This window comes from Desulfobacterales bacterium (assembly GCA_034003325.1).
Lineage (GTDB): Bacteria > Desulfobacterota > Desulfobacteria > Desulfobacterales > JAFDDL01 > JAVEYW01.
Map to the genome: position 1 here is coordinate 26525 of JAVEYW010000016.1, position 21875 is coordinate 48399.

General features: G+C 51.5%; 19 protein-coding genes. All 19 read right to left on the minus strand.

Annotated features, from left to right (window positions below; genetic code table 11):
• Positions 1-11: 11 nt before the first annotated feature.
• Entirely contained in the window at positions 12-656 is a 645-nt protein-coding gene (locus RBT11_15875) for a pilus assembly PilX N-terminal domain-containing protein (GenBank protein ID MDX9788257.1), read from the minus strand.
• Positions 628-1035, minus strand: coding sequence for a prepilin-type N-terminal cleavage/methylation domain-containing protein (locus RBT11_15880; protein ID MDX9788258.1), 408 nt, complete (start codon positions 1033-1035; stop codon positions 628-630). Before RBT11_15880 ends, RBT11_15875 begins: the two co-directional genes overlap by 29 nt.
• Before the next feature lie 52 nt (positions 1036-1087).
• Positions 1088-1912 (minus strand): prepilin-type N-terminal cleavage/methylation domain-containing protein, encoded by an 825-nt coding sequence (locus RBT11_15885; GenBank protein MDX9788259.1) that lies wholly within the window; start codon positions 1910-1912, stop codon positions 1088-1090.
• Between the two features lie 125 nt (positions 1913-2037).
• The gene (locus RBT11_15890) at positions 2038-2577 is read right to left on the minus strand and encodes a GspH/FimT family pseudopilin (protein MDX9788260.1); all 540 of its coding nucleotides are present in this window, start codon (positions 2575-2577) and stop codon (positions 2038-2040) included.
• A gap of 846 nt (positions 2578-3423) precedes the next feature.
• A complete protein-coding gene (locus RBT11_15895) occupies positions 3424-4077 on the minus strand; it encodes a response regulator transcription factor (GenBank protein MDX9788261.1) in 654 nt (217 codons plus the stop codon).
• A complete protein-coding gene (locus RBT11_15900) occupies positions 4074-5864 on the minus strand; it encodes a CHASE4 domain-containing protein (GenBank protein ID MDX9788262.1) in 1791 nt (596 codons plus the stop codon). Before RBT11_15900 ends, RBT11_15895 begins: the two co-directional genes overlap by 4 nt.
• Before the next feature lie 22 nt (positions 5865-5886).
• Positions 5887-7695 (minus strand): GspE/PulE family protein, encoded by a 1809-nt coding sequence (locus tag RBT11_15905; protein MDX9788263.1) that lies wholly within the window; start codon positions 7693-7695, stop codon positions 5887-5889.
• 276 nt (positions 7696-7971) lie between these two features.
• On the minus strand, positions 7972-12873 hold the full coding sequence (locus RBT11_15910; GenBank protein ID MDX9788264.1) for a PilC/PilY family type IV pilus protein: 4902 nt from the start codon (positions 12871-12873) through the stop codon (positions 7972-7974).
• A gap of 1 nt (position 12874) precedes the next feature.
• Entirely contained in the window at positions 12875-13507 is a 633-nt protein-coding gene (locus RBT11_15915) for a pilus assembly PilX N-terminal domain-containing protein (protein ID MDX9788265.1), read from the minus strand.
• A gap of 5 nt (positions 13508-13512) precedes the next feature.
• Complete coding sequence (locus tag RBT11_15920) at positions 13513-14010, minus strand: prepilin-type N-terminal cleavage/methylation domain-containing protein (protein MDX9788266.1); 498 nt, start codon at positions 14008-14010, stop codon at positions 13513-13515.
• A 6-nt stretch (positions 14011-14016) separates the two neighbouring features.
• Positions 14017-14958, minus strand: coding sequence for a prepilin-type N-terminal cleavage/methylation domain-containing protein (locus RBT11_15925; protein MDX9788267.1), 942 nt, complete (start codon positions 14956-14958; stop codon positions 14017-14019).
• 49 nt (positions 14959-15007) lie between these two features.
• Positions 15008-15529, minus strand: coding sequence for a GspH/FimT family pseudopilin (locus tag RBT11_15930; GenBank protein ID MDX9788268.1), 522 nt, complete (start codon positions 15527-15529; stop codon positions 15008-15010).
• Positions 15530-15933: 404 nt separating this feature from the next.
• Positions 15934-16977, minus strand: coding sequence for a hypothetical protein (locus RBT11_15935; GenBank protein MDX9788269.1), 1044 nt, complete (start codon positions 16975-16977; stop codon positions 15934-15936).
• Positions 16974-18545 carry a prepilin-type N-terminal cleavage/methylation domain-containing protein gene (locus RBT11_15940; GenBank protein ID MDX9788270.1) on the minus strand — a complete coding sequence of 524 codons (1572 nt, stop codon included), beginning with the start codon at positions 18543-18545 and terminating at the stop codon, positions 16974-16976. Before RBT11_15940 ends, RBT11_15935 begins: the two co-directional genes overlap by 4 nt.
• A 66-nt stretch (positions 18546-18611) precedes the next feature.
• Positions 18612-18995 carry a hypothetical protein gene (locus RBT11_15945; GenBank protein MDX9788271.1) on the minus strand — a complete coding sequence of 128 codons (384 nt, stop codon included), beginning with the start codon at positions 18993-18995 and terminating at the stop codon, positions 18612-18614.
• Positions 18995-19495 (minus strand): type II secretion system protein, encoded by a 501-nt coding sequence (locus tag RBT11_15950; protein ID MDX9788272.1) that lies wholly within the window; start codon positions 19493-19495, stop codon positions 18995-18997. The genes RBT11_15945 and RBT11_15950 overlap by 1 nt, the downstream gene beginning before the upstream one ends.
• 32 nt (positions 19496-19527) lie before the next feature.
• Positions 19528-20022 carry a hypothetical protein gene (locus RBT11_15955; GenBank protein MDX9788273.1) on the minus strand — a complete coding sequence of 165 codons (495 nt, stop codon included), beginning with the start codon at positions 20020-20022 and terminating at the stop codon, positions 19528-19530.
• Positions 20009-20692, minus strand: coding sequence for a LysM domain-containing protein (locus RBT11_15960; GenBank protein ID MDX9788274.1), 684 nt, complete (start codon positions 20690-20692; stop codon positions 20009-20011). The genes RBT11_15955 and RBT11_15960 overlap by 14 nt, the downstream gene beginning before the upstream one ends.
• 261 nt (positions 20693-20953) lie before the next feature.
• Positions 20954-21868 (minus strand): alpha/beta hydrolase, encoded by a 915-nt coding sequence (locus RBT11_15965; protein MDX9788275.1) that lies wholly within the window; start codon positions 21866-21868, stop codon positions 20954-20956.
• Between the last annotated feature and the right edge of the window lie 7 nt (positions 21869-21875).

Sequence of the window (21875 nt, forward strand, 5' to 3'; positions counted from 1 at the left end):
ATGGGTCGGGATCAGGGAATGCAAATCCCTTCAGTTCCGGTAACATGTCGATATTGTGTCCAAACAATGCTCTCGCTTCCGGCATTGCCCACTCGCTGAGTCGCAATATCAAAAATCAGGTGCGTTCCGCCGGAGGCGGATGCTTTTCCCTTTCCTTCATATCCAGCAGGCATTTCCAGCGCGCTGCCCAAAGCGAACCGGGCATTTCCACCAATGGTAAAGTTGGTATGCGGCTCTCCGGCAGCATAACCAACGGGCAGATGAAAATCCCGGGGCCTTTCTCCCACGCCGCCATCTCCAGGCATTTCCACCGAATCATCGCTATTTTGCCAGAAAGCAAGTGTGTTCACGGAAATTAATCCCCCGCGCGTCGCGTTGGTAAACCCGGTGGCGCATGCAATATTTTGCTCCAACAGTTCGGCGGCAAGTTCCGTTGCGCCATCCGCGGCATAAAAGGTTTCCTGGTGAAGGCGGTCGTTTCCGGCAATCTTGCTCTCCGTCGAAGAGGATTGAACGAGAATTTGGCTTAAAAGAGAAAGCACCGCAAGGATAACAATGGCAACGATCAGCGCGGAACCGGTCTCATTATGTTGAAGAAACCCCTGGCTATCGGGATTGCATCGCAAATTAAAAACTATCCGCTTTATAGTAGACATGCGCTACACTCCTATTTTCCCCGTTTTCCGTCCATGTCGTGGTGATGGTAACCGTCTTCACATTTGGAATGGGGGCGCCTGCCGCAGACACATTCCAGGTTACGGTATAGTTGCCGTTCACAAGGGTCGTCGTCGTACCGGGCATCAGCACGGCGTCGTTATAGGCCAGCGCGAGGAGCTTCTCCTGCCGGTCCGCGTTTTCGACGGCAGCGGTTGTCATGCGACGGGCGGCGAAATTGATTTTTGTGGTTGACAGGTTAATACTTAACAGGCCCAAGATGCCCACGGCCAATATAAAAATCGCGATCATGGTTTCAATCAACGTAAAGCCGCCGGCGTTCCCCATGGTTCGTTCTATAATATTCCGTTTTTCAGCCATTATGCTGCGCCAACTCCTTCCGGGCACGATAAGATGCCCTAAACAAGCATTTTCATTCCAATCCCATGTTGCGGCATTTGACCTCGACCGTCATGGGAATACGACGGAAATTATCATTCTGGACCGGCAAAATCACCTCCGGCGCGCCGGGTCGTTGATTCGAATATGACTGGGTGTCCTGATAGCTGATCCCAAAAGCGCTTGCACCCGCGCCGGTACGGGCAACAAGGGAGATTTGAACCGAACGGATAGTGGATGTATCCGCTACAGGGGTACCGATCACCGCACCATTGCCGTCAAGGTAAACAAAATTGAGTGCATCGATACTTGAGGCCATTGGTTGCCCGTTTCTTAATAGATGGCAAGCAGCACCGGTATTGTTCTCGGTGACAAGCCCGTCATTGAGGCCATTCCCGTTCCCGTCATTACTCAAATTATAGGTAATCTGCTCGTTGGGATCGGCCGTACTTTCGTTATACCATTCCGCCTCATCCGGCTCGTCGATCAGCCCGTTGACGTTATTATCAACACCGTCCCCGCCCTCATCCACCACACCGTCTTTATCGTTATCCACGCCATCACTCAGGCCACCCGTAAAGTCCATTGAGAAGCTAATGGTGTGCGCATCCGCCACAGTAATGTCGGCCCCGGCCTTTCCGGTGGGGTCAAGACCGGCCAGCTTGAGCTCCCGGGTCATCAGATACGTCGCCGCCCGAAGGTTTTGCTGCATATCGACCATCTCACGCTGGGTATAGTAAGAGCGCAGCTGTGCCTGGTAAGCCAACGTAATTCCCGCTACGACGATGCCGAACACGGCAATTGAGATGAGCAGTTCAACGATTGTAAAGCCGTTACTGCCTCTGTTTAATCGAAACATATGTCGCACCACTTTCCTGACCCGGCAAAGCCGGAAGCTTGGAAGCTTGAAGTCTGTAAACCAAAAGACCGTCACGACCTTCTACATCCATACACGCTAAAACGTGTATGTGTTTGATAAAGGGTTCATTGTATACTCGTGTGACCGCTTAATAACAAAACAACATTACGCACCGCGCCACCCTGTATGTCAGCCAATGTCACCATGCCACCGGTAAGCATATTGGCTGCATCATTAGGAAATCCTCTCCGGTCGAACCGGAAAGCCGGGTTTCCCGAAAAATTTGCCGCCGTCATGTTCACATTCTTCGGCAGTTGGCCTAAAGCCAATTGCCGTTCATTGCCGTCGCACACCCAATTCAGCGCGTTATCGAGAATGCCGTCCGAATTCGCATCGACGCTGCCTGCGCCATCATCCACAAATACGGTGTAGGAATTGTTGGCGGTATTAAATGCCACCACGATATCCGTATTTTCCTTAACCGCTGCCGTTCTGGCTTGGCGCATCACTGCCATTATATCCCTAGCGCCCCCCCCCAATTGGTGCCGAACGGTCATATTGTTAAAACTAGGAACCGCAACCGCGATCAGCACGCCGAAGATACTGATAACAACCATCAGCTCAATGAGCGTAAATGCATAGCAGTTCTTTACTTTATCAGTCATGTGGGACCCGTCCTTTCCCGTATCTCCCGTATCTTCGGCGGCGGCGCCCTAAGGAACCTTTTAAAAGAACCTGTTCAACGCCATTATGTTCATAACAAAGCATTCGCATCTAAAAAAAGAATCGTCGCATGAAATCAGGTGAGAATCTGGAAAAAACAGCTTGAAGAGAGATTGCAGCTATCTAAATTCTACTGTGTTGAGAAGCACATCTCATTCCATTCACTAACGAAAGCCATCCCAGCGCCCAAAAAGCCGCCATCAAATTGATATGATAAAACATAATGCGTCTTAAAACCAAAATCTCGATGATGGAATCGTACCATGTCAGGGGTCAATGGACCGGTTCTGCCGAAAAACAAGTGCCACTTTTTGTCATTTACGAGTATTTTTGTCAGCCATCGTATCTATTGTCAGGCGATCCCATATCGATCACAACTTTTTGATATCGTTTTGAATATAGTAAAAGCAGCGGGTATCAAGAGCGATGGCCGGTATAAAATTAATTAATAGGCAGGCAATCTGCTTCAACTTCGCTTCGCCGAAGTATTAGTTTATTTTATATGAATTATTACATGTTATTAAGTGGTTTTTTCGTGATAAAAGGGAGCCGGGAGGGCATTCTTGCAATTACAGTTATAGCAGAACCGTCTTTTCAGGTATTAGGTTTTTCCTAAAAAGCATATGCGATTAACCTAATCCGGCAAAGCCGGATTGCTGGGAAGATAGAATGCGGAGATGCAAAAAAGGTATCTCCCACCTTCAGTGAGGATACACGCAAAAGCGTGCATGTTTCTGGTAAAGGGCCGAATCCGGCTAAGCTGGAAGCTGGGCGGCTGGGCTGATAGGCTAAACGTCGGCCGTGGTGAGTCCAACCCTGATAGCGTATTTGGTCAATTCCGCCACGCTGTGCAGACCGAGCTTTTCCATAATGCACTTACGGCGGGCCTCGACGGTTTTGACGCTTACGTTCAAGGCTTCGGCGATTCGACGGGTGGGGTGTCCCTCCGCGATCATCTGCAGGACTTCACGTTCCTTAACGGTGAGGTCTTTTGTCGAGGGGGTCATCTCGGGAGGAACGTGGGGAATACAATCACTGACAATGACGCCAGTCACCTTGGGGCTCAAATATATCTGATTGTCTTCTGCAACCCGAATGGCCTGAATCAACTCTTTAAAGGCGCCTTCTTTCAAAATAAACCCCTTGGCACCGGCTTTGAGCATGCCGAGAACATAGTTCGTGTCCGAATGCATGGACAGGGCGATCACCTTGACCTCCGGAACCGCCTCGATACACAGAATGGTGGCATCCATGCCATTTAAATCGGGCATGCCGATGTCCATGATGATAACATCCGGCCGATGCCGGCGGGCCAGCAATACGGCTTCCCGGCCCGTTTCTGCTTCCGCCACCACTTCCATATACGGCTGGCCCTTGATGAGGCTGCGCAGGCCTTCCCTGACAATTTCGTGATCATCGGCTAAAAGAATGCGTAGTCTCATAACGATGGGCTCCTTTGCGCATCAGGGGGAATATATTTCAATGGCACCGTAAGGCACACCCGGGTACCCTTTCCCGGCGCCGAGTCAAGCTCAAACCGACCGCCGAAATGGTGTATTCGTTCTTTGATGCTGAACAAGCCGAAACCGAGTTCAACATTCACGGCTTCCGGATCGAATCCCACGCCATTGTCCTGAATCATAACCTTCACGGTATCCTCCTCGGCCATCATGGTGATTTGGGCCTCACGGCTGCGGGCATGCTTGATAATATTAAACAGCAATTCGCGTGCGGCCTGAAAAAGCATCACCCGCAATGCCGTTTCCACGGGAATATCAGAATTTACGACATCAAATTTGATTTCAAGGCCGTACTGTCGGCCGAATTTTTCACTCAGCCATTTGAGTGCTGCCGCCAGACCGAATTCGTAAAGAATCGGCGGACTGAGATCAAAGGTCAGGGTTCGGGTGCTCTGAATCGCTGTTTCGATATATTTGCCGATTTGCTCCACATGGGTCAAAGCTCCGGTAGCGGCGGGCAGGGTGGAGGCCAGCTCATCAAGCTTTATTTTCGAAATGGCAAGCGGCTGACCGATGTAATCGTGAAGATCAATGGCTATCTTGCGTCGTTCCCGCTCTTCTGTGAGCAGCAATTCGGATGATAGATGGCGAAGCCTGCGATGGTAATCGGTCAATTTTTTTTCGTAACGCTGACGCTCTTCAATTTCACCCATCAGCCCTTTTTGAATCGAATGTTGCCGGGCAACCAGGCGGTCAAATTCCCTGGACAGCACGCCGATCTCGTCTTTACGCGAACTGTTGTGTGTCAAGGTCAGGTCGTCGGTGTCGCGAATGGCAACGGCATGGCGTGTCAACGATGCAATCGGCCCAATGACCGTCATTTTCAACAGCCATAGCAGAACCAGCACGAGAATGATCGATACAAGAATATCAGATACGGCGCCGTAACGAATGCCGGCAAGCCCTTCTGCCGTAAAATCCCTTGACAGGGTCGCTCGAAGCAACAGCGCGGGGACGCCGTCTATATCCGGAATCGTGGTATAAGCCTGAAGCGTGCCGGTCTTTTCTTGAATAAACATGGGATGTGAGGCATTCATCCGTGTCATCGCCAGCCGGTCATCATCGGTCATCCACGCATCGCCCAATTTCATATACGTGTGATCGACGCGGGTCTGAGAGACCAGGCGTTTTACCAACGCGGGCGATAGCAATTTTCCCATAATCAGCGTACCGACGGCCGGACCCCGGTTCTCGCTGGTAATGACCGGTCGCGAAGAAACCAGCATCGGGCCTTTATCCGTCAAAAAAAGACCGCTCACACCACCGATCGCCTGCGCTTGCTTGAGCAACGAATGGGTTATTGGCAAGCCGGGCCGGTCCAACGGGCGGATCAATATGGGGGTCGCCGAATCGACCGCCACGGCCTTGCCCCAAACCAGATTTCCTTTTAAATCATAATAATGAATCAGATTCAGGTCGTTATCTAAAAACGTCTCTTGTACCAGATTGGACTTGATGTAATCGGCGTTACGGTCCAGCAAAAACGCGTAAGAATCATCCCAGGCTGCCCAATCGTTGGTCAGAATATCCAGGAATTTAATTGAACTCTCCAACGTAGCGATGCAACGAGCCAGCTCCTTTTTGGCAAATGTTTGTTCCAGCGCCAAATAATTGGGATATATGACCCGCCGGTAAATGGTGTAATCCGAAACCGCCAGCAGCAGTGACAAAACCAGCAGACTTCCGGCTATTTTCCATTTTAACGTCATTTACACAACCCTTGCATTCTGCTTATGCTCCCTCCCAGGTAACCCGCAGCACTTCCCGGCTCGTGGTGACGCCAGCCATCATCTTGCGAAGTGCATTTTCACGCAGCGTGATCATGCCTTCGGCCTTGGCGCGCACCTGAATGGCGCTGCTATCGGCAGAGGCCACAGTCAACTTTTTAATTTCCTCGGAAAACGGCAACACTTCAAACACACCGATCCGGCCGTAATAGCCGGTTCCCCGACATTTTTGGCATCCTTTCCCGCGATAGAGCTGAACGGTTTTGTTACCGCTGATGTGAATCCCCATGGTCACCAGCTCGTCGGTCGCCATGGGGTAGACCTCCTTGCACCCGTCACAGATGGTCTTAACGAGCCGCTGAGCAACAATTCCAACCAGGCTCGCCTGAATTAAAAAAGCAGGAATGCCCAGGTCGATCAGACGGGTGATGGCGGACGGGGCATCGTTGGTGTGCAGGGTGGACAATACCAGGTGCCCGGTCAGGGCGGCCTGAACGGCATTTTGCGCGGTCTCGAGATCGCGCATTTCCCCCAGCATGATGACGTCCGGATCCTGCCTCAAAATATTTCTCAAAATCGAATCAAAGGTAATCCCCACGGCCGGCTGCACCGCGATCTGGTTAAAGGATTCATGAATCATTTCTATCGGATCTTCAACTGTCGTTACATTGATCTCCGGAGTCGCTAAAACCCGCAGGGTGGAATAAAGGGTCGTAGATTTACCGCTGCCCGTGGGGCCGCACACCAGAATGATGCCGTGGGGCCGGTCGATAAAGCGATTGTACCGTGCCAGGTCCTTGCCGGAAAACCCCAGTTGCGCCAGATCCTGAAACAAAATATCCGGGTCCATCAACCGCATGACCACCTTTTCGCCGAAAGCCACAGGCACCACCGATACCCGAATTTCCACGGCCTTATCATTCCGCTCGATTTTGATTCGGCCATCCTGCGGTCTTCGTTTTTCCGAAATATCCAAACGGGATAAGCTCTTTATTCGGCTCACAATCGCGGAGTGAACGCTTTTCGGCAGGTGATACGCTGAATGGAGCACCCCGTCGATTCTCATGCGGATCAAAGAGGTCTCGCGCTTGGGTTCGATGTGAATATCACTGGCACGCTGATCAAACGCATAGCCGAAAAGATGTTCGACCGCATTGATGATGTGCCGGTCATTGGAGGGAAGCTCGTCGGAAGATCGAAGCCGCACGTACTGCTCCAGATTTCCCAGATCAATGCCCGGCGCCGAAAACTGATCTTCCGCAGCTGCAATGGATCGCTTGAACCCAAAAAATTCGTTGATAATTTTTACGATATCGGATTTGGGCGATACCACCGCCTGAACCTTCATATGGCTGGCCCTGGAAATATCTTCCATGATCTCGGAATTGAAAGGATTTGACGTGGCAACCGTTAAAGACCCGTCGCTGATGGCGATGGGAAGCACCAAATGCTTCATGGCAAACGATTTGGGAATGGTGGTGGTCACAATATTCAGATCCAGCTTAAGCGGATCGATTTTGAAAAACGGCAGGCCCCACTCCGCCGCAAACGCCTGGAAGATGATGTCCTCGTCAATCCCTTTAAAGGCGTCATCGGCCCGGTGAATATTCAAGGGAGTCAGCAAATCAATGAAGGTAACGGGGTTAAACTCACCGTCCGTGCTCTCATCTTGTCGCTGCTTTTGCTGAAGGTGTTCAAGCCGTCTTCTCAGACTTGACTCCTTCTGGAGAATCTCCTGCGCCTGTTCCGCGGTGATCACCCCACTGTTGAGAAGCGCCTGGCATACACTTTTAGAAGAAAACGGATCTTTCATGGCCGGCTATTATCCCCATGTCCGAATTGATGCCTCATTAAATTATTAGATTAGATATTCAGCATGTTATCATCATATGGACGATAATCAACCTTTTTTATGCTCAAAAAAAAGCCCATCCGGAAAAAATCCTCACCGATGGTGAGATAGTTCTTCCGAATGGGCCTCTATCACGGCAACCATTGGGTGTTATTTTTTGTTCGGATTAAAATTGACATCCACTTTGAACTCAGCCAACCAAACCCCTTTGCCATTGGCTCTATGTCATCGCTTTTCTTAATCAAACCAGTCGACCATTCGACTCTTAAACGGAAAGGCCGGATCAACGTCAGCTTCAATAATCTCGCCGGTACTCATCTGAAGGAATGCCTTTCCGCCTTTTTCCCGCCCGATATGAATACCGCCGATAGGAGGTGGAGCGCCTTCGCCAAGCGCCTTGGTTTCTTCCATAATTTCTCCCGCATTGGGCGGAAGAAGCGGTTTGTAGAAAGCAGTGCCGGTTTCGAAATAAAGACCGTAGAGAATGCTGGTGCCGCCAAAATGGCAGACATCATCACTCGGCGTGTATGCTGGCACAAATACAGCCCCTCCCAAAACGGAAAACTTGCTGATGCAGCGTTCTGACGGCAGGGGGGGGACATCCTCGGATATCTCAAGGTTGCGGCTCCATCCATCAAGCCAGTCATTATCCACATCGACCGTGCCGTCGGGCAAAATCCCGTTGTTCTGGCGCACCAACTTCAATAAATCATCCCAGTTCCCGATTTCGCCCCATGCGCCGCCCCCGTATGCCTCTATTGTCCGGTCTTTCTTCACCCGGTAGAGAGAGGCGTTGAGAAGCTTTTCCGCTCCGATACCCTGGGCCGCTCCGGCAACATATCCGTCAAAGCTATACTCCCGGGCATTGTGGAAAAGCGGATCTTTCATGCCAAAGAGATGTTGGGGGGCCGCATCCGTCTTGTCCGCTTCAGAAACATACCGCCCGGTGCCAAAATAAACCCAGACATTATCATCCATATCAAGGCTCAAAGCCATGGGAGCCGTAATCGGTCCCAGTTTCATCATGGGGCCCGCCGGAAGAGGTTTAAACTCTTCGGCAAGCAGATGATGATGCCAGACGGTCGGGTCATTGGTCACTTCCCACCAGTCCGGATCTCTATCACCATTGGCATTAACCCCGTCCCAATTCTCATAGGTATCGATGGTCCAGGCCTTTCCAGTCCAGGCTGAATGCGGGTCAGCCGGATCCGCCTTGATCGATTCCCCCAGATAAATGGCATTGACCTCAAAGTTAAGCCCCTTGTCCAGAGCCACCGGCGAGTTAACAACGGAATTGTCGCTCAAGGTAAACAGATAATCGTTGCCGCCGGCGCCGGTCGGATCGCCGGTTTTAAGATCCACCACATAAACCCGACCCGGCTGATCGCTGATTCCCTGATAGGCCAAATCCCCTTGGGGGCCGGAGCCGAAAACGGCCAACCACCGCTCGGGCCTGCCCGTGGGTACCCGAACATCATTTTGCTTAAAGTGGTCACCCCCGATTTTGATGATCGAAGGCACGGACCGGCTCATCCCCAGTCCTTCGTAGGTTCTCTCCCACACAAGCTTCGGGCTTGTCGGGTTGGTAATATCCAACAGCGTATAACTCGGCTTAAATGTTTCGGTGTTTCCATCCGCGTCCGCATCGACCGGAATGTCCTTTCCGCCCATATTGAGTCCGAGCAAAAGAAAGGTCCCCCATTCATTCTGGCCCACACCCGCGATCTTGGCATCAAAAATCCGAGGCGTCGAATCCACATAATAACTGTGATAGTAGTCCGGATCCGAAAGCCATTTCAAGTGCGGCAGAACTGCCCGCGGAATATAGCTCCATAACTCATCTCCGATGGTGAACCCTTGGGCACCGTACTTTTCCACCGGTTCCTCAAAGGTATTGGTGCCCCGGTTAAACCGCCATGACGTAAAGGCGTGAAGCATCCCGTCGTTACCACCCGCGTATACCACCGTTTGACGGTTCTTATGTGCTTCAACATAAGCGCCGTAAGACCGGTCGGAATAAATGATATGATACTGCTCGACAGGTTTGCTGACCGAAACCGGCGTTGAGTAGACAATATCTCCCAGTTTCCATTGCTTCCCGTCGATGGCGCGGTTCCGAAGTCCGGGAGCATCGACGCCTCGAACGTAGTTGATCAGCCTTCGGGCCCGAAAATCCAGGTCCGGGCCTAACAGGTTGATATTTGCGTCCGGGAAGAGAGCGATGTCCGCATTGCTGACCCCGAGCATACTCTTGATTGAATCAAGATTACCGTCGGCAAAGGGTATCAGGCTACCGTTCAAAGCGGAAGTCAGAATATTGCGATCCGAACTGTCCGTATCCGCCAAAACCCTACCGGCTTCCCAAATGGGAAGGATATCGTCCATCTCAACCGTAAAATATCCGTCTGCATCTAAATCGGGATATTGCTGCGCAACAGTCACATTATAGCGTCGAACCTTGCTTTCTCCATTGATCAATTTAAAGACGAGAACCTTATCTTCCGACAAGTCAAGCCGTTGATTACCGTTGGTGTCTTCCCGTATCAGTCCCTGGGAATCAACCCACAATGACTGAAGATATCCCATCCAGCGAACCTCATCGGTGCCCGTAGCGGTCACGGGCCTGAAATAGGCTTGAATCAGGGTGCCTTCCCCTTCATTGGTGGTAGCCAGTACCGATGCAGAGGTTCCGGAAGCGGATTTAGCCGCAATTTGTGCAAACGATGCATTGAGCTGCGCTTCCAACCGAAGCGGATTGGTTACATAAAAATAGTTATCCGGAATGCCGTCGTGATTGGTGTCCCACTCTGTTTCAAGATCCGGTATATCATTGTCGTTCTGATCCTTAAACCCGCCATATTTGCCGGCATAAAAGAGTGGATCTTTCAGTAAGGTGGCAGCCGGAGCATTGCCGGTGGTAAAGTTTCTGGTCGTGCTGTTCGGCAGAAACGTGTGGTCTTCCCAGGCACGATCCGCCACCCCCTGGTTCGGTCCAATCCCCGGAGGGGTATCCAAATAAAAGTCCTTATCCTCGTTGTTGGGCTGACTTGCGTTTTTTATTTCCATGTAAACGCCGTCATCGTCCGTTCCCGAAATGATATAGCCGAAATGCTGTTTGGTACTGCCGCCATTCACATTGGCGCTTTCTATGTGAATATCCAAGCTGCCATCCGGTTGTTTCGTATATTCATAAGTGATGATCGCATCCATATCAAAGTCGGACCCCTGCTCGGCATGCTCATAGGATACTCGAAACTTTCCGTGATCAGCACTGAGTTCTTCCACATAAAAGTCCACCATGGCGCATGTCGGCTGAAAATCTTTGACACACTCTCCGGAGTCGGGACGACACGGTTCAACACCCCCGCCACTGGCCGAGTAAATTGATTTGGCAAGCGGCACCAGCGTGACGATCTTCCCATTGGCCATGGGGATTTCTATCCTGGGCAAAGGGGACGCAAGACCTACCGCATAAGTGTCGACCTTTTGATCTCCTTCCACGATATTTAGATCCGTAATCTGGCCGTAATGAGCGACAGAGGCGGCATAATAGCCGCCCGCTTTTGTCGGCTCTTCCGGACATAAGCCCCGAATGCTGGACAAGCCGGCTACGGTTTTTCCGGAACACGCGGTGTCAAAGCTGCCGCCACTCTGACCGATGTAATATTTGTTCCCGCTGATGCCCTCGTTGGCAGAGATGGGGGCAAGGCCGGAAGCCACATTCAACGCGCCGAAATTCTCGACAAAACCATCATTGAAATTGCCGTCAACCCCGGGCAACTGGTTCGTATCATAAGAGGGATTGATATCACTGATAACCAGCATCACCGGTTTGGCGCAAGCCGGATATGTGCCGTAAGGGTCTTGCCACGCTTCCAAAGGAAGATTCAGCCCTCTGTCGTTTCCATCCGAAACCAAAGTGGAAAACCGATTCGTTTTTTCAGCACCGGCGAAATATCGAAGACTTTCATACATCATCTCCGCAACGGGATTTCCCCACATGTAATTTTCGCCTTCATTAATGGGACGGCTGTATATGGTTTGATCCCAATAATGGGTGCCATGATTAAATCCAATGATGCGAAAATTATCGATGGTTTTAACAATTCCCTTAATCGATGCATCCGATTTGTATTTAAACTGGCCGGTATCGGGATTGATTTCATCGGAAATCGGCCCGATATTCTTTCTCAGAGCCCCGCCTGACAGGTGATTCCCATAAGAGGCTGTTAAAAGACCAAAATACATTCGTTCAGATTCCCCATACCGTTGCAATAGACCGGTAGGCTTATAATTGCCATCCGGGTACTGCTTGCAATTTCCTTCCGGACTGGCTGAATCGCATACCAACACACGCACTTCATATTGATGCTCGGGCGCGCCTACCAATGTATCGCCCATAATACCGGTTCCGCTCTCAGCCGACACCCATGTCCAAATACGCTTGTCGCTGTTCAGTTTTACCCGCAATAAGGGGGCGTAAGTTGCAGCACCCGGAGCAACAAGCGAACCGCTGGCGAAAAGATGCCGTTTGCCCGCGGCCGGTAGACTAAAGGGCGTATATTTACTGATATCGTACCCATCCGTTGCAATATCTAAATATTCTTTGCCCCAGCAATGGGCATCATTGGGGATATAGGCTCTTTCCAGCACGGTTCGATCCGCTGTGTCGGTAGAACGATACCCGCCGTAAAGAACTTTTCTGACGGTATCAATACGGGACATGGTCAAATAATTTAAATAATCCCCACTCCAATAGGCACCGGCAGGTTTTTCTTTTCCGTTTATGGTGGGACCGACAGCTTCAAACCGTTTATTGCCGGCGACGTATTCATAATACTTGTAACTGTCAAAATAGCCATAATACTCGATGGCCGGGTTATAGCGTATGTCCAACTGGCCGTCTCCATCAAGGTCCGACGCATCGTTATATGCTTCATAATAAAGTTTATGGTCACGCCCCATAACAAGCATGACCAAGGGAGGAATGCTTTTGGCCCCCACAATGGGCACCGCCTGGTATTGAATCGGCGTAACCGCGTGAGCCGATTGTGACCCCGCGAACATCAAAGAGGCGATCAGGATCGCTCTTACCATCTGAAATGCCTTATTATGGTCTTTCATCGTCTCACCTTTCATTCTACAACCCTCCAGGAATACCCAACAATTTTATATACTTTGACGTAATAGACGCTCTGGCGCCGCCCGAGCCCGCGGCTTGGGTGGTGAACCAATAGGGAATTTCAATGGCCGCCCGTTCCCCAACGCCAGATGCACCAGTACCGAATTCCGCGCCCCCCCCTTTTACCTGCTGAGCCTTTAACCGGTCGAGGTTAATCCCCACATTGCTCGTAACGGTTTGAAGCGTCCCGTCATCCGGGTTCTTCCGACCGCTCTTCATCGTATAAGTAAGGTCGTCTGTCGAATCATACGCGCCATCATAATCATACGCCTCATCCTTCAGAGCGGCGCCGGTCTGCCCCATTGCAAGTTCAAACCTATGGAGAGTGGTCGGCTGCAAGGACACCTCGTCATCATCAAGCACTCGGGACACCCATTTAGCCATGCCATAATTCCCGCTTTCGGCATGATAGAAAACGATCTTATAATTTTTATCATTTCCCGCTATCTTTTGCTCAACCACCGACATGTTGGTGGCGCTGACCCCGATAATCGTAACAAGCGCCAACACCATCATGACGATTAGGATCACGGATCCCTTCTGGTCATAGCGGCCGGCTGTAAATGCGCCCATATCCATCCTCTCTTTCATGCTTTTCAAATGATCTCCGGCACCACTCGCTGCATGGAAACGCTGCGTTGCATGCCGTTTCCGCGCCAAATAATAATCACCGACACGGTCTTGGTGCGCTCGATCAAATCATCCACCGCTACATTCCAGTAAAGCGTGTACTGGCCGCTCGGATCATTTTCGATATGATCAGCGCTTGCCGCGGTCACATCAAAAAGCCCCCGATCCCCCGCACCGCCGTCGCCATCCGTGTCATTCAGGTCCGAATGATTATAGGGAAGCATCATCAGGGTTTCGATTTTATCCATTCCCCAAGTGGAGGCTTCCGTGTATTGCCGGGCGGAGGTATTCCCCTGCATAGCGGAAATCTGCATATTGGCCACGGCGAGAACCCCGATGGAAAAAATCGCAATTCCGATCATCACTTCGACAATTGAAAATCCGTTCCGGTCAAGTCCTATAGACTTCTTTCCTCTCACACCCGGCACACTTTCAACGCCGAAACAAGGTTTGATTATCTTCATGTCCGTTTATCCCCCCATATTTCTGCAAACCACTGATGCGGTGAGCAAGCGCCTTCGGAAGTTGTCATTCGCGACCAGTCTTTTATCCCCGATCACATAAGTTGACTGGTCCACCAAGCTTTCATCCCGGCTCGGACTTCTCACCAGCATCCAGATTTGAACCGCCCGAATCTGCCCGATAGGCACCCGGTCGGCAATGGCAAGGGCCACCCCCCCCGGCGCATCATTCACGTCAATGACCCCATCGGCATTCGTATCCAAACTTGTGTCAAGCCATCTATCATTATCCGTATCGATCGCCCATATCGTCGGCTCCCCGGCATCCTGGATGCCGTTACCATTGGTATCCACAAAATCGAGTCTACCATCATCGTTGTCATCAAAAGCGTAGGCAAAGGCGATGGCCTCCACATTCTCTACGAGCGTATCGGGACCTCCTCCGGCCAGCGTGTCATTCCTTTGCAAAACCGTCGGTTGCGGCGTCCCCCCCGCGGCAACCATATCGGGAACGCCGTCCCCCGCGGCGTCTCCAGCCAGCGCATAGGTAATATCTTCTCCCGGTGAATTCAGCGCCTTATCGCAAAATCCGATCTCGTCCACATCATTGACCACCATGCCGTCCCCGTCATCGTCCACGCCATCATATATATCCATAGTGAACCGAACCTTACCGGATCCCGCCTCAATAATGCCCACTGCTTCTTTAGTCGAAAATTCGAGACGATTATATCCAGCCAGCCGAATTTCGCGGGTTAAATAATATAATCCGGCCCGCAGATTTTCCTGAATATCGACCACCCCCTGCTGAACCGTATAGGCTTTTTGTTGAGAGCTGAAGACGGAGTAAGCCGCTGCCACCACAACAGAGGATATTGCAATCCCAATCAGCAACTCCACCAGCGTAAAACCCCTGCTGCTCACCGCCATCGACTTGACCTTACGTTCCATATGCTTCATCCCTTCCCGAAAAACAGCACGAAACCGCTCAAAATACGGGCTAATTCCAGCTTACGCCGCCGTCCGCGCTTCGTATTATCCGACTACTTCCGGCAAGCGTCAGGTTAACCCCTTGATAGGTATCCCGCGCATTTTTAAGATGGATTTCACCCGCCAAGGTTGAAAATCCCCGGCTGTTAATGGTCACATCGACAACCGGGGCGACCACGCCGAAAAGGTCGATAATTACAATTCCCGCAGGCATGGCAAGATTCATAACCGGGTTATCCCCCCCATCCAGGATTCCCCTGTTAGGCGCATCGGTCGCATTGTCTAAAAAGGATGAACAAACACGCGTGTTTGAATCAAACCGGATAAAAACATCAGCATTGTTTTTGACCGCTTCAAGTCGGGCGGACTGAATCATCGATCTAATATCGAGAACTGATGATTTCAGGCGATAATCCGGAAGCCAACGGTTAAGCCCGGCACCCCCGACGCCCGCTATAATCCCCAGGATAGAGATCACGATCATTACTTCAATGAGCGTGAACCCGTTGTTGCTTTTAAGTAATTTTATCATTTCCATTCTCCGAAGGCTTGAGTTCACCCTGATTCCATACAAAGATGATGCCAACAGTTAACCAACGCATCCATCCAGCAGCCAACCACCTTGAAAAAGTATGTATTTTATCTATTATATTAAATTGTTGAAACACATTAAGGCGTTAGCAGTCTTACCCCTTTTTTGCCCCCCCATGATAGATAAGGCAACGGGTGGTGATACCGGTGGCGGTATTTTCATCTTGGCTATTAATTTATTTAATACTCTTGTTCCTTTGATGGGCGCATCAAAAAGCGAATTCGACGCTTAAATCACCATATCAGGTTGATGGCTTTAATAGCGACTACTCTATATTGTAGTTTAAATTCAATTAATAGGGTGGTTACAAGGCGTTATTTCGCTCCCGGTAATTCTTTTGGAAGTCAGGGTTGGCGCCAGCTTCCGGGAATAACCGATGCGCTCACGACACTGCTGCTCGCATCGTTGAACGCATCCACATACTCTCCCACGAGTTGAACCCCCAGGCAATCGCCGGTGCCCTGAACGCCGCCTTGCCCGGCCAGAACCTGGCCCATGATCGGATGCTGCGGAGTGGATAAGTCGCCTTCGGGTAGGATAATATTGCGGGCATTGGGCGCATACAGCACGCCATGAAGGGTGGCATCGCCGGAAAGGGACACTTGCTCGCCCTCCACGAAAAAAATCCCCTGAAGCCGGCGATTTCCCGAAATAGTGAGATCGCCTCTGACCCAGGTGATATAGGGCTGCGTATCCGCGGGGGAATCCCGCCAGAATCGCTCACGCGTTCTGAAACAGGTGTCAAAAATCTCGTCGTCCAGCGCATCGACGGCCTCGTCCGCCAGAGATTTCAGCGCAATCGGGTTAATTTCCGGCAAAACGGCATCGGCTTGAATCATGGCCGCATCCGGACGTCCCAGCTCATCGAACCCCATCACCGGAACGGCACCTCCCGACAGCGCAATGTCCCCTGACGATATAACGGCGATTTTCGGCGAATGGGCCGCGTGAGCCGCAGACGGGGTGAGCCGAACGCTGCAAGAGAGCTCCTGAAAGGACGTCGCCAGGCTCCCTTCAGAGACAATACGAAGAACGCCGCCCGGTAACCGGGAATCCCACCGGCCGTTCCCATCATTTGTCGCATCATACACGGTGACCGCGTAAGTTCCTTTCAGACCGGTCAAGGATAGCTCGCCGGTGGCTGCGGGCCAGGCTTCGAAATCCTCCCCCCGCCAGAGGGGATTGCCCTGAATCCCGGCAACCGCTATCTTAAGACCCGACTCGGCCAGATAAAATGACTGAACCTGCCTCACTTGGTTGTGCGCAATCAACCGGTTTAAAAAAGCGGTTTTAAGCACCCAAAGGCTCATAACGCCCAGCACACCCAACACCATGAGGCAGAGAACCATCACAGATCCATGTTTATCCGTCATTCGGTCTATCATCATGGGCTCTCCGGCGGCGGAGCATCGGGAATAAATAGGGTGGCGGCTTCCGAGGGAGCGCTGACATTAAATCCGTGGTCCTCCGCCAGAACCGTATACCGGCTGGTTTCCCCGGCCGGGGGGGATGTGTCCGTAAAAAGCAGCGTGTGCGAGGGAATCAGGCCGTTTGAAATGCGCAAATCGTCGCCCAAAACCCCTATTTTGCGAACCACATGAAAACCGGCCAGATCACAGCTCAAGGGCGCTTCCCAAGCCAAAGATACGCTTTCGTCCGCGTTCAACACCGCACTTAACCCGCTTGGCGCAGGCGGAGCAAAAAGATCGCGCACCCGTATCTCGGCAGTCTTTTCTCCGAGCCCCCCATCGTTAACAGCAGCCACGCTCACATAATACACATCGGCGGGAATGGCGCGAACATCCAAGGTAACATTAAGTTCCGAATCGGCCGCCACATCCATGCTATAGCCAAAAGCCTGCGGTGCAACATCAAAAAACACGCGATATCCTGTTACGCAGCAAGTATTTTCGTCTAAACTTTCTCCTTCTGCATCCAATGACACGGGATCCCATGTCAAAGAAATCCGGCAGGGATTATTTTCATCCAACGCGGCGGCTACATTTACATTTTCAGGCAGAGCTGGCAGTGGGCATTCTGATCCGATTCCGATTTGCGAAAGGTTACGCAACCGAACCCGGCAGGTTCTTGTGATCACCCCGCCTTCTGCCATGGCGGTTCCGGGTAACGAGGTGGCATCCGTCTGCCCGGTCAAAGAAACGCGAATACAGCCATCCGCCTCCACGCCCAGTTGCATATCAAGTATATTTTCCGCGACCGGTTGAAACCCGCCCGAATTGACACGTCGTTTCAATACCGGCCGGCCCTTGGTGTGCCGCCTGAATTGCGGGTCATTCACAGCGTTGAACACGGTGTAAGTGACCATGCTGATCTCCCCAATCACGGTTCCCGCCGGAAAATATTTTTCGCATGGCTGATTTCCTAAAAGCGCCGGATCCGTATCAATTTCCAATTCTTTTTTCACGATTCCCGTAACCCGCGCATAGACCGGCTCCTCCCCCAGCCGAAAAATGTCACCCGGCATAAATTGTTCTTTCAATTTGCTTTCGGACAGCACCGTGGTGAGGCGCGTGCCGGAAGCCGGCAAGAAAAGCGTGGTGGGATTGCTATTCGTAGGCACCGTCGAGAGAAAGCTGATCATATCCGGCTCGTTTTCCTCGCCCAACGTGATCTTCGGGTTATGGTCCATTCTCACACGAAGGGGTGAGTTAACGATAAATGCGTCGGGAATCCAGTCTGAAAGATGCTGCACCAGGGTATCGCCGGCGGCATAACAGCCTGCCTCGGTCAACTCCCGCTTCAGGGTATTCATGGCAAAGCGAAGGTTCTGATCCCGTTCCTGAACCAAATATGCCCGTTCATAAGCCCGCTGCTCGGACGCAAAAAACGAATAGAGGCCCCCCGTAAGAATGCTCAAGATGAGCATTGCCACCAGTATTTCAACCAATGTCAGGCCGTTGGATCCGCAGTCGGTAGAGGGCTGTATCTGAGCCATCGTGATTTTTTCCTTAAAGCTTCCCAGCGTCCCGGCTTCAAGTTTTTCGCTTTCGGCGAAGCCGGATTACGGCAAAATGATGGAAGCCAGCTCGACCCGGTGAGCATCACCCTCCCACCAGCTTACGGTTACAGTTATCGTTTTGCGTTGCGGATTGGCTTGCTCCGAAACCCGGACTCGCCGCTGAAACACCATCGACCCGCCCGGCACTCCGGCGCACCCGTTCGGCTCATCGCAATCGAGAATGTCTGAATAGCTGCGCGATATTATCTCTTCCATCTTGTTTTCGGCCAGGTATAGCGCCGCATCAAAATCCCGGGCGAGCTGGTTTGTGCGAAAAATCATTCCCGCCATTTGAATTGTCGCCAACATGCAAAGAGAAAAAAGCCCAAGGGCGAAAACCGCCTCCAAAAGAGAAAAACCGGACTCAGTCATCTGGTTTTGCGGCATCAGTTCGATCTTTCCATTCGAAGTTGGCCCGCGATGGCGGCGGAAATCTTGATGCGCTGATCGCGGGCTTGCGCCAGGGTGATGCTCATCAGCGTTTGCGCACCCGTGGGGCTGAAAATAATTTGGTCCTGCGTAGCGGCAATAATCCGGACACCCGGAAAATAGGCGTCGTTTTGCGGGTCCGAAAATCGCCCCTCTCGGGCTTCCGAATGCCATGCCGTGGATTGACTGGAACGATCCCCGGATTCAAGCCGGTACGTATTTTCATGAACGTCAAATATGATCCGGTGTTGTCGGTTGGTGGCAGCGGCTCTCATTTTCGCGTAAAGCATATCGCAAACAAGCCGCTGCGCGGCATGCTTGAGCCGGTAGCGGGGCAACGTCGTGTGAAAAAACCACGGCAAGACCACTGCGCTCAGGCTTGCCAGAACGGCCAGCGCAATGATCAATTCCAGCATCGTCATGGCGAGCTGGTCGTTTTTTTTCAGAATTGCGCGCATAATCGACAGATTTGCTGCCGTTTACAACTTCATCAGGGGTTAAGTTCAGATAAACACTTCAGCTCTTCCGCAAGATACCGCTTTTTTCGCATCAGATTTCTTCGCAACCGCTCGTCATGAGATCGTTTCGCCAGATGTCGTTCCATTTCGCCGATTTCTATTTTTCTGCTGCTTATTCGCTCCCGCAACCGATCGGTCGGGGATGGAAGGGATGCATCGCGGACGCCGGCCATTCCGCCCGTTGATAATCTTACGCCGGCAGAACCATTTTTAGCAGCATTTTCAGGGGACGGCACGTCACCCCGTTCCTCCTTGATTAGAAGAACAGGGTATGAATTCGATTCCTTCGGGGCAGACACATTGCTGTAAAAAGCCTCCCCTCGGTCATTTTCCCATCGATAGATGTGTTGGCAAAGCGCCGGCCGGCAATCAATCATCACGCTGACAAAAAAGAGCCACGCACTTGCGGCACGGCACCCCGCGGCAATACGGGTGATTGATCGGCAACCCTTATTATTTTTTCCCATTGCCTATTTTAACCACCAGTTTCTGACCGGGCTGAATGGCGTCATTTTCGGAAAGCTTGTTTAAACGCCGCAATTCATCCACCGTCGAATTATAGCGTCTGCTGATACTATACAGGGTTTCCTTGGCGCTAACGACATGATAAACGGGCTTGCTTACGGGCGCGGGACGCTTCTCTGCGCGAACCGGCGCAGGCGCAGGGGCGTCCTTTTTCACGGGCTGCGACGATACCTTTTTCAGCTCCGCCAAATCCCGGGCCAATTTATCCGTCATCATGGTAATGGACGCCTCCATATGCTCAAACCGATCCGCATACCGTTCAGAGATCGCCACTTGCTTTTCAAGTTTACCCACCACCCCGTTAATTTCCGGAATCGTCGCCATTTGCTCTTCCAGTCTCGCCAGTCGCTCTTCTAAAAGCGCAAACTTGGGTTCGGTTTCATCCGTTGCGTCCTTTCGGCTGAAGACAAGAAATATCAGAATGAAAAGGAGCAACAACGCGCCAATGACGATAAAAGGGGTTTCCGCACGGCTGAAAAACTTTTGAGAAACAGAGCGATTACGCCGCTTCGACGATTCGTAAGGGTTGGGTTCAAAATAATTTTCTTCCTCATCGGGTCGCATCATGCCGGGTTCATCATTAAATTCTTTATTAAATTCCTTGTCGATCATCTTATTCTTTCCCGATTAAGTGGCTTATAACACACTGCCTGCGTCTCAGTAACACGAAGGGCCGGCAAGACCGCACATCAATTTTTGATGGAAAGGCGAATCTTCGCCTGTGACTATATGGAGCGAACGCAATCAACTGGGGCGTGAAAATGTGTCTGGTTAATAAAATCAAAACCATATTCGTCATGGGTGTTTTTTCGAATCAGTCGTTTTTCCTATATAGTAACTCTTATAAAAAAGAAAGGGGAAAAATAAAAAGGCTTATGGTAAACCCTTTTTTCCGAAAAACGCATCGAATTCCTTCCAAAAACAGGCCCGAATCGCATCGGTTTCGCATAAAATTTCATGCCGGGCACCCGGCAGAATTGTAAACCGGCAATTCGGCAGGCGTAACGAAATCAAGCGTTGCGCAGACAGGGAAACAATTCGGTCCTTCTGCGCACAGATCATTAACAAGGGCGTTTGTATACGCTCCGCCTCCCCTTTTCGCTTCAACCGGTCAATAGATCGAAACGTGGCTGCCAGCCATGCCCAGGTGACGCTGCCAACAGTCAGGTGAGGGTTCTGCCTCATAATATCCTGCGCCGCCCAAAAGCGCCGGGCATCCGAAGTCAGCGGGTTGTTTTTAAAACGCACCCGTTTTTCGGAATATCCCCCGGCGCCGAAGCAAACCTGTTCGGCGAAACCACCCTGAATGGCAAAGCGGGTGATTACTCTCGCCACAGACGCCGGCAACGGGGAGGTGTGGATATCGATCATCGGGGATATAAGCGCCGCTTTACTAAAGGCATCGGGCTGCGCACGAAAAAATCTTAGCGCGATATGCCCCCCCATGGAGTGAGCCAGAAGAAAGAGGGGCCGATGACCTCGGGGATGAAGGATCTTCCGATAAAAAACCGACAAATCGGCAAGATAATCTTCATAACAGGCTACATACCCCTTGTGGGGGTCTGGAAGCTGGCGTAAAGATCCGCCCTGCCCCCGCCAATCCAGGCTGTAAACATCAAACCCGCGTTCGTTCAATTCCCCGACGGTTTCCAAATGCTTCTCCATAAACTCGGCACGGCCGTTTAAAAGCAACAGGGTTCCCCGGCGCCGCTCGGTTTCGGACGGCCAAAATCCATAACGCAGGGTCATATCGGGAGTCGTTTGAATGGTGGCAAAGGGTGAATTCATTGTGATC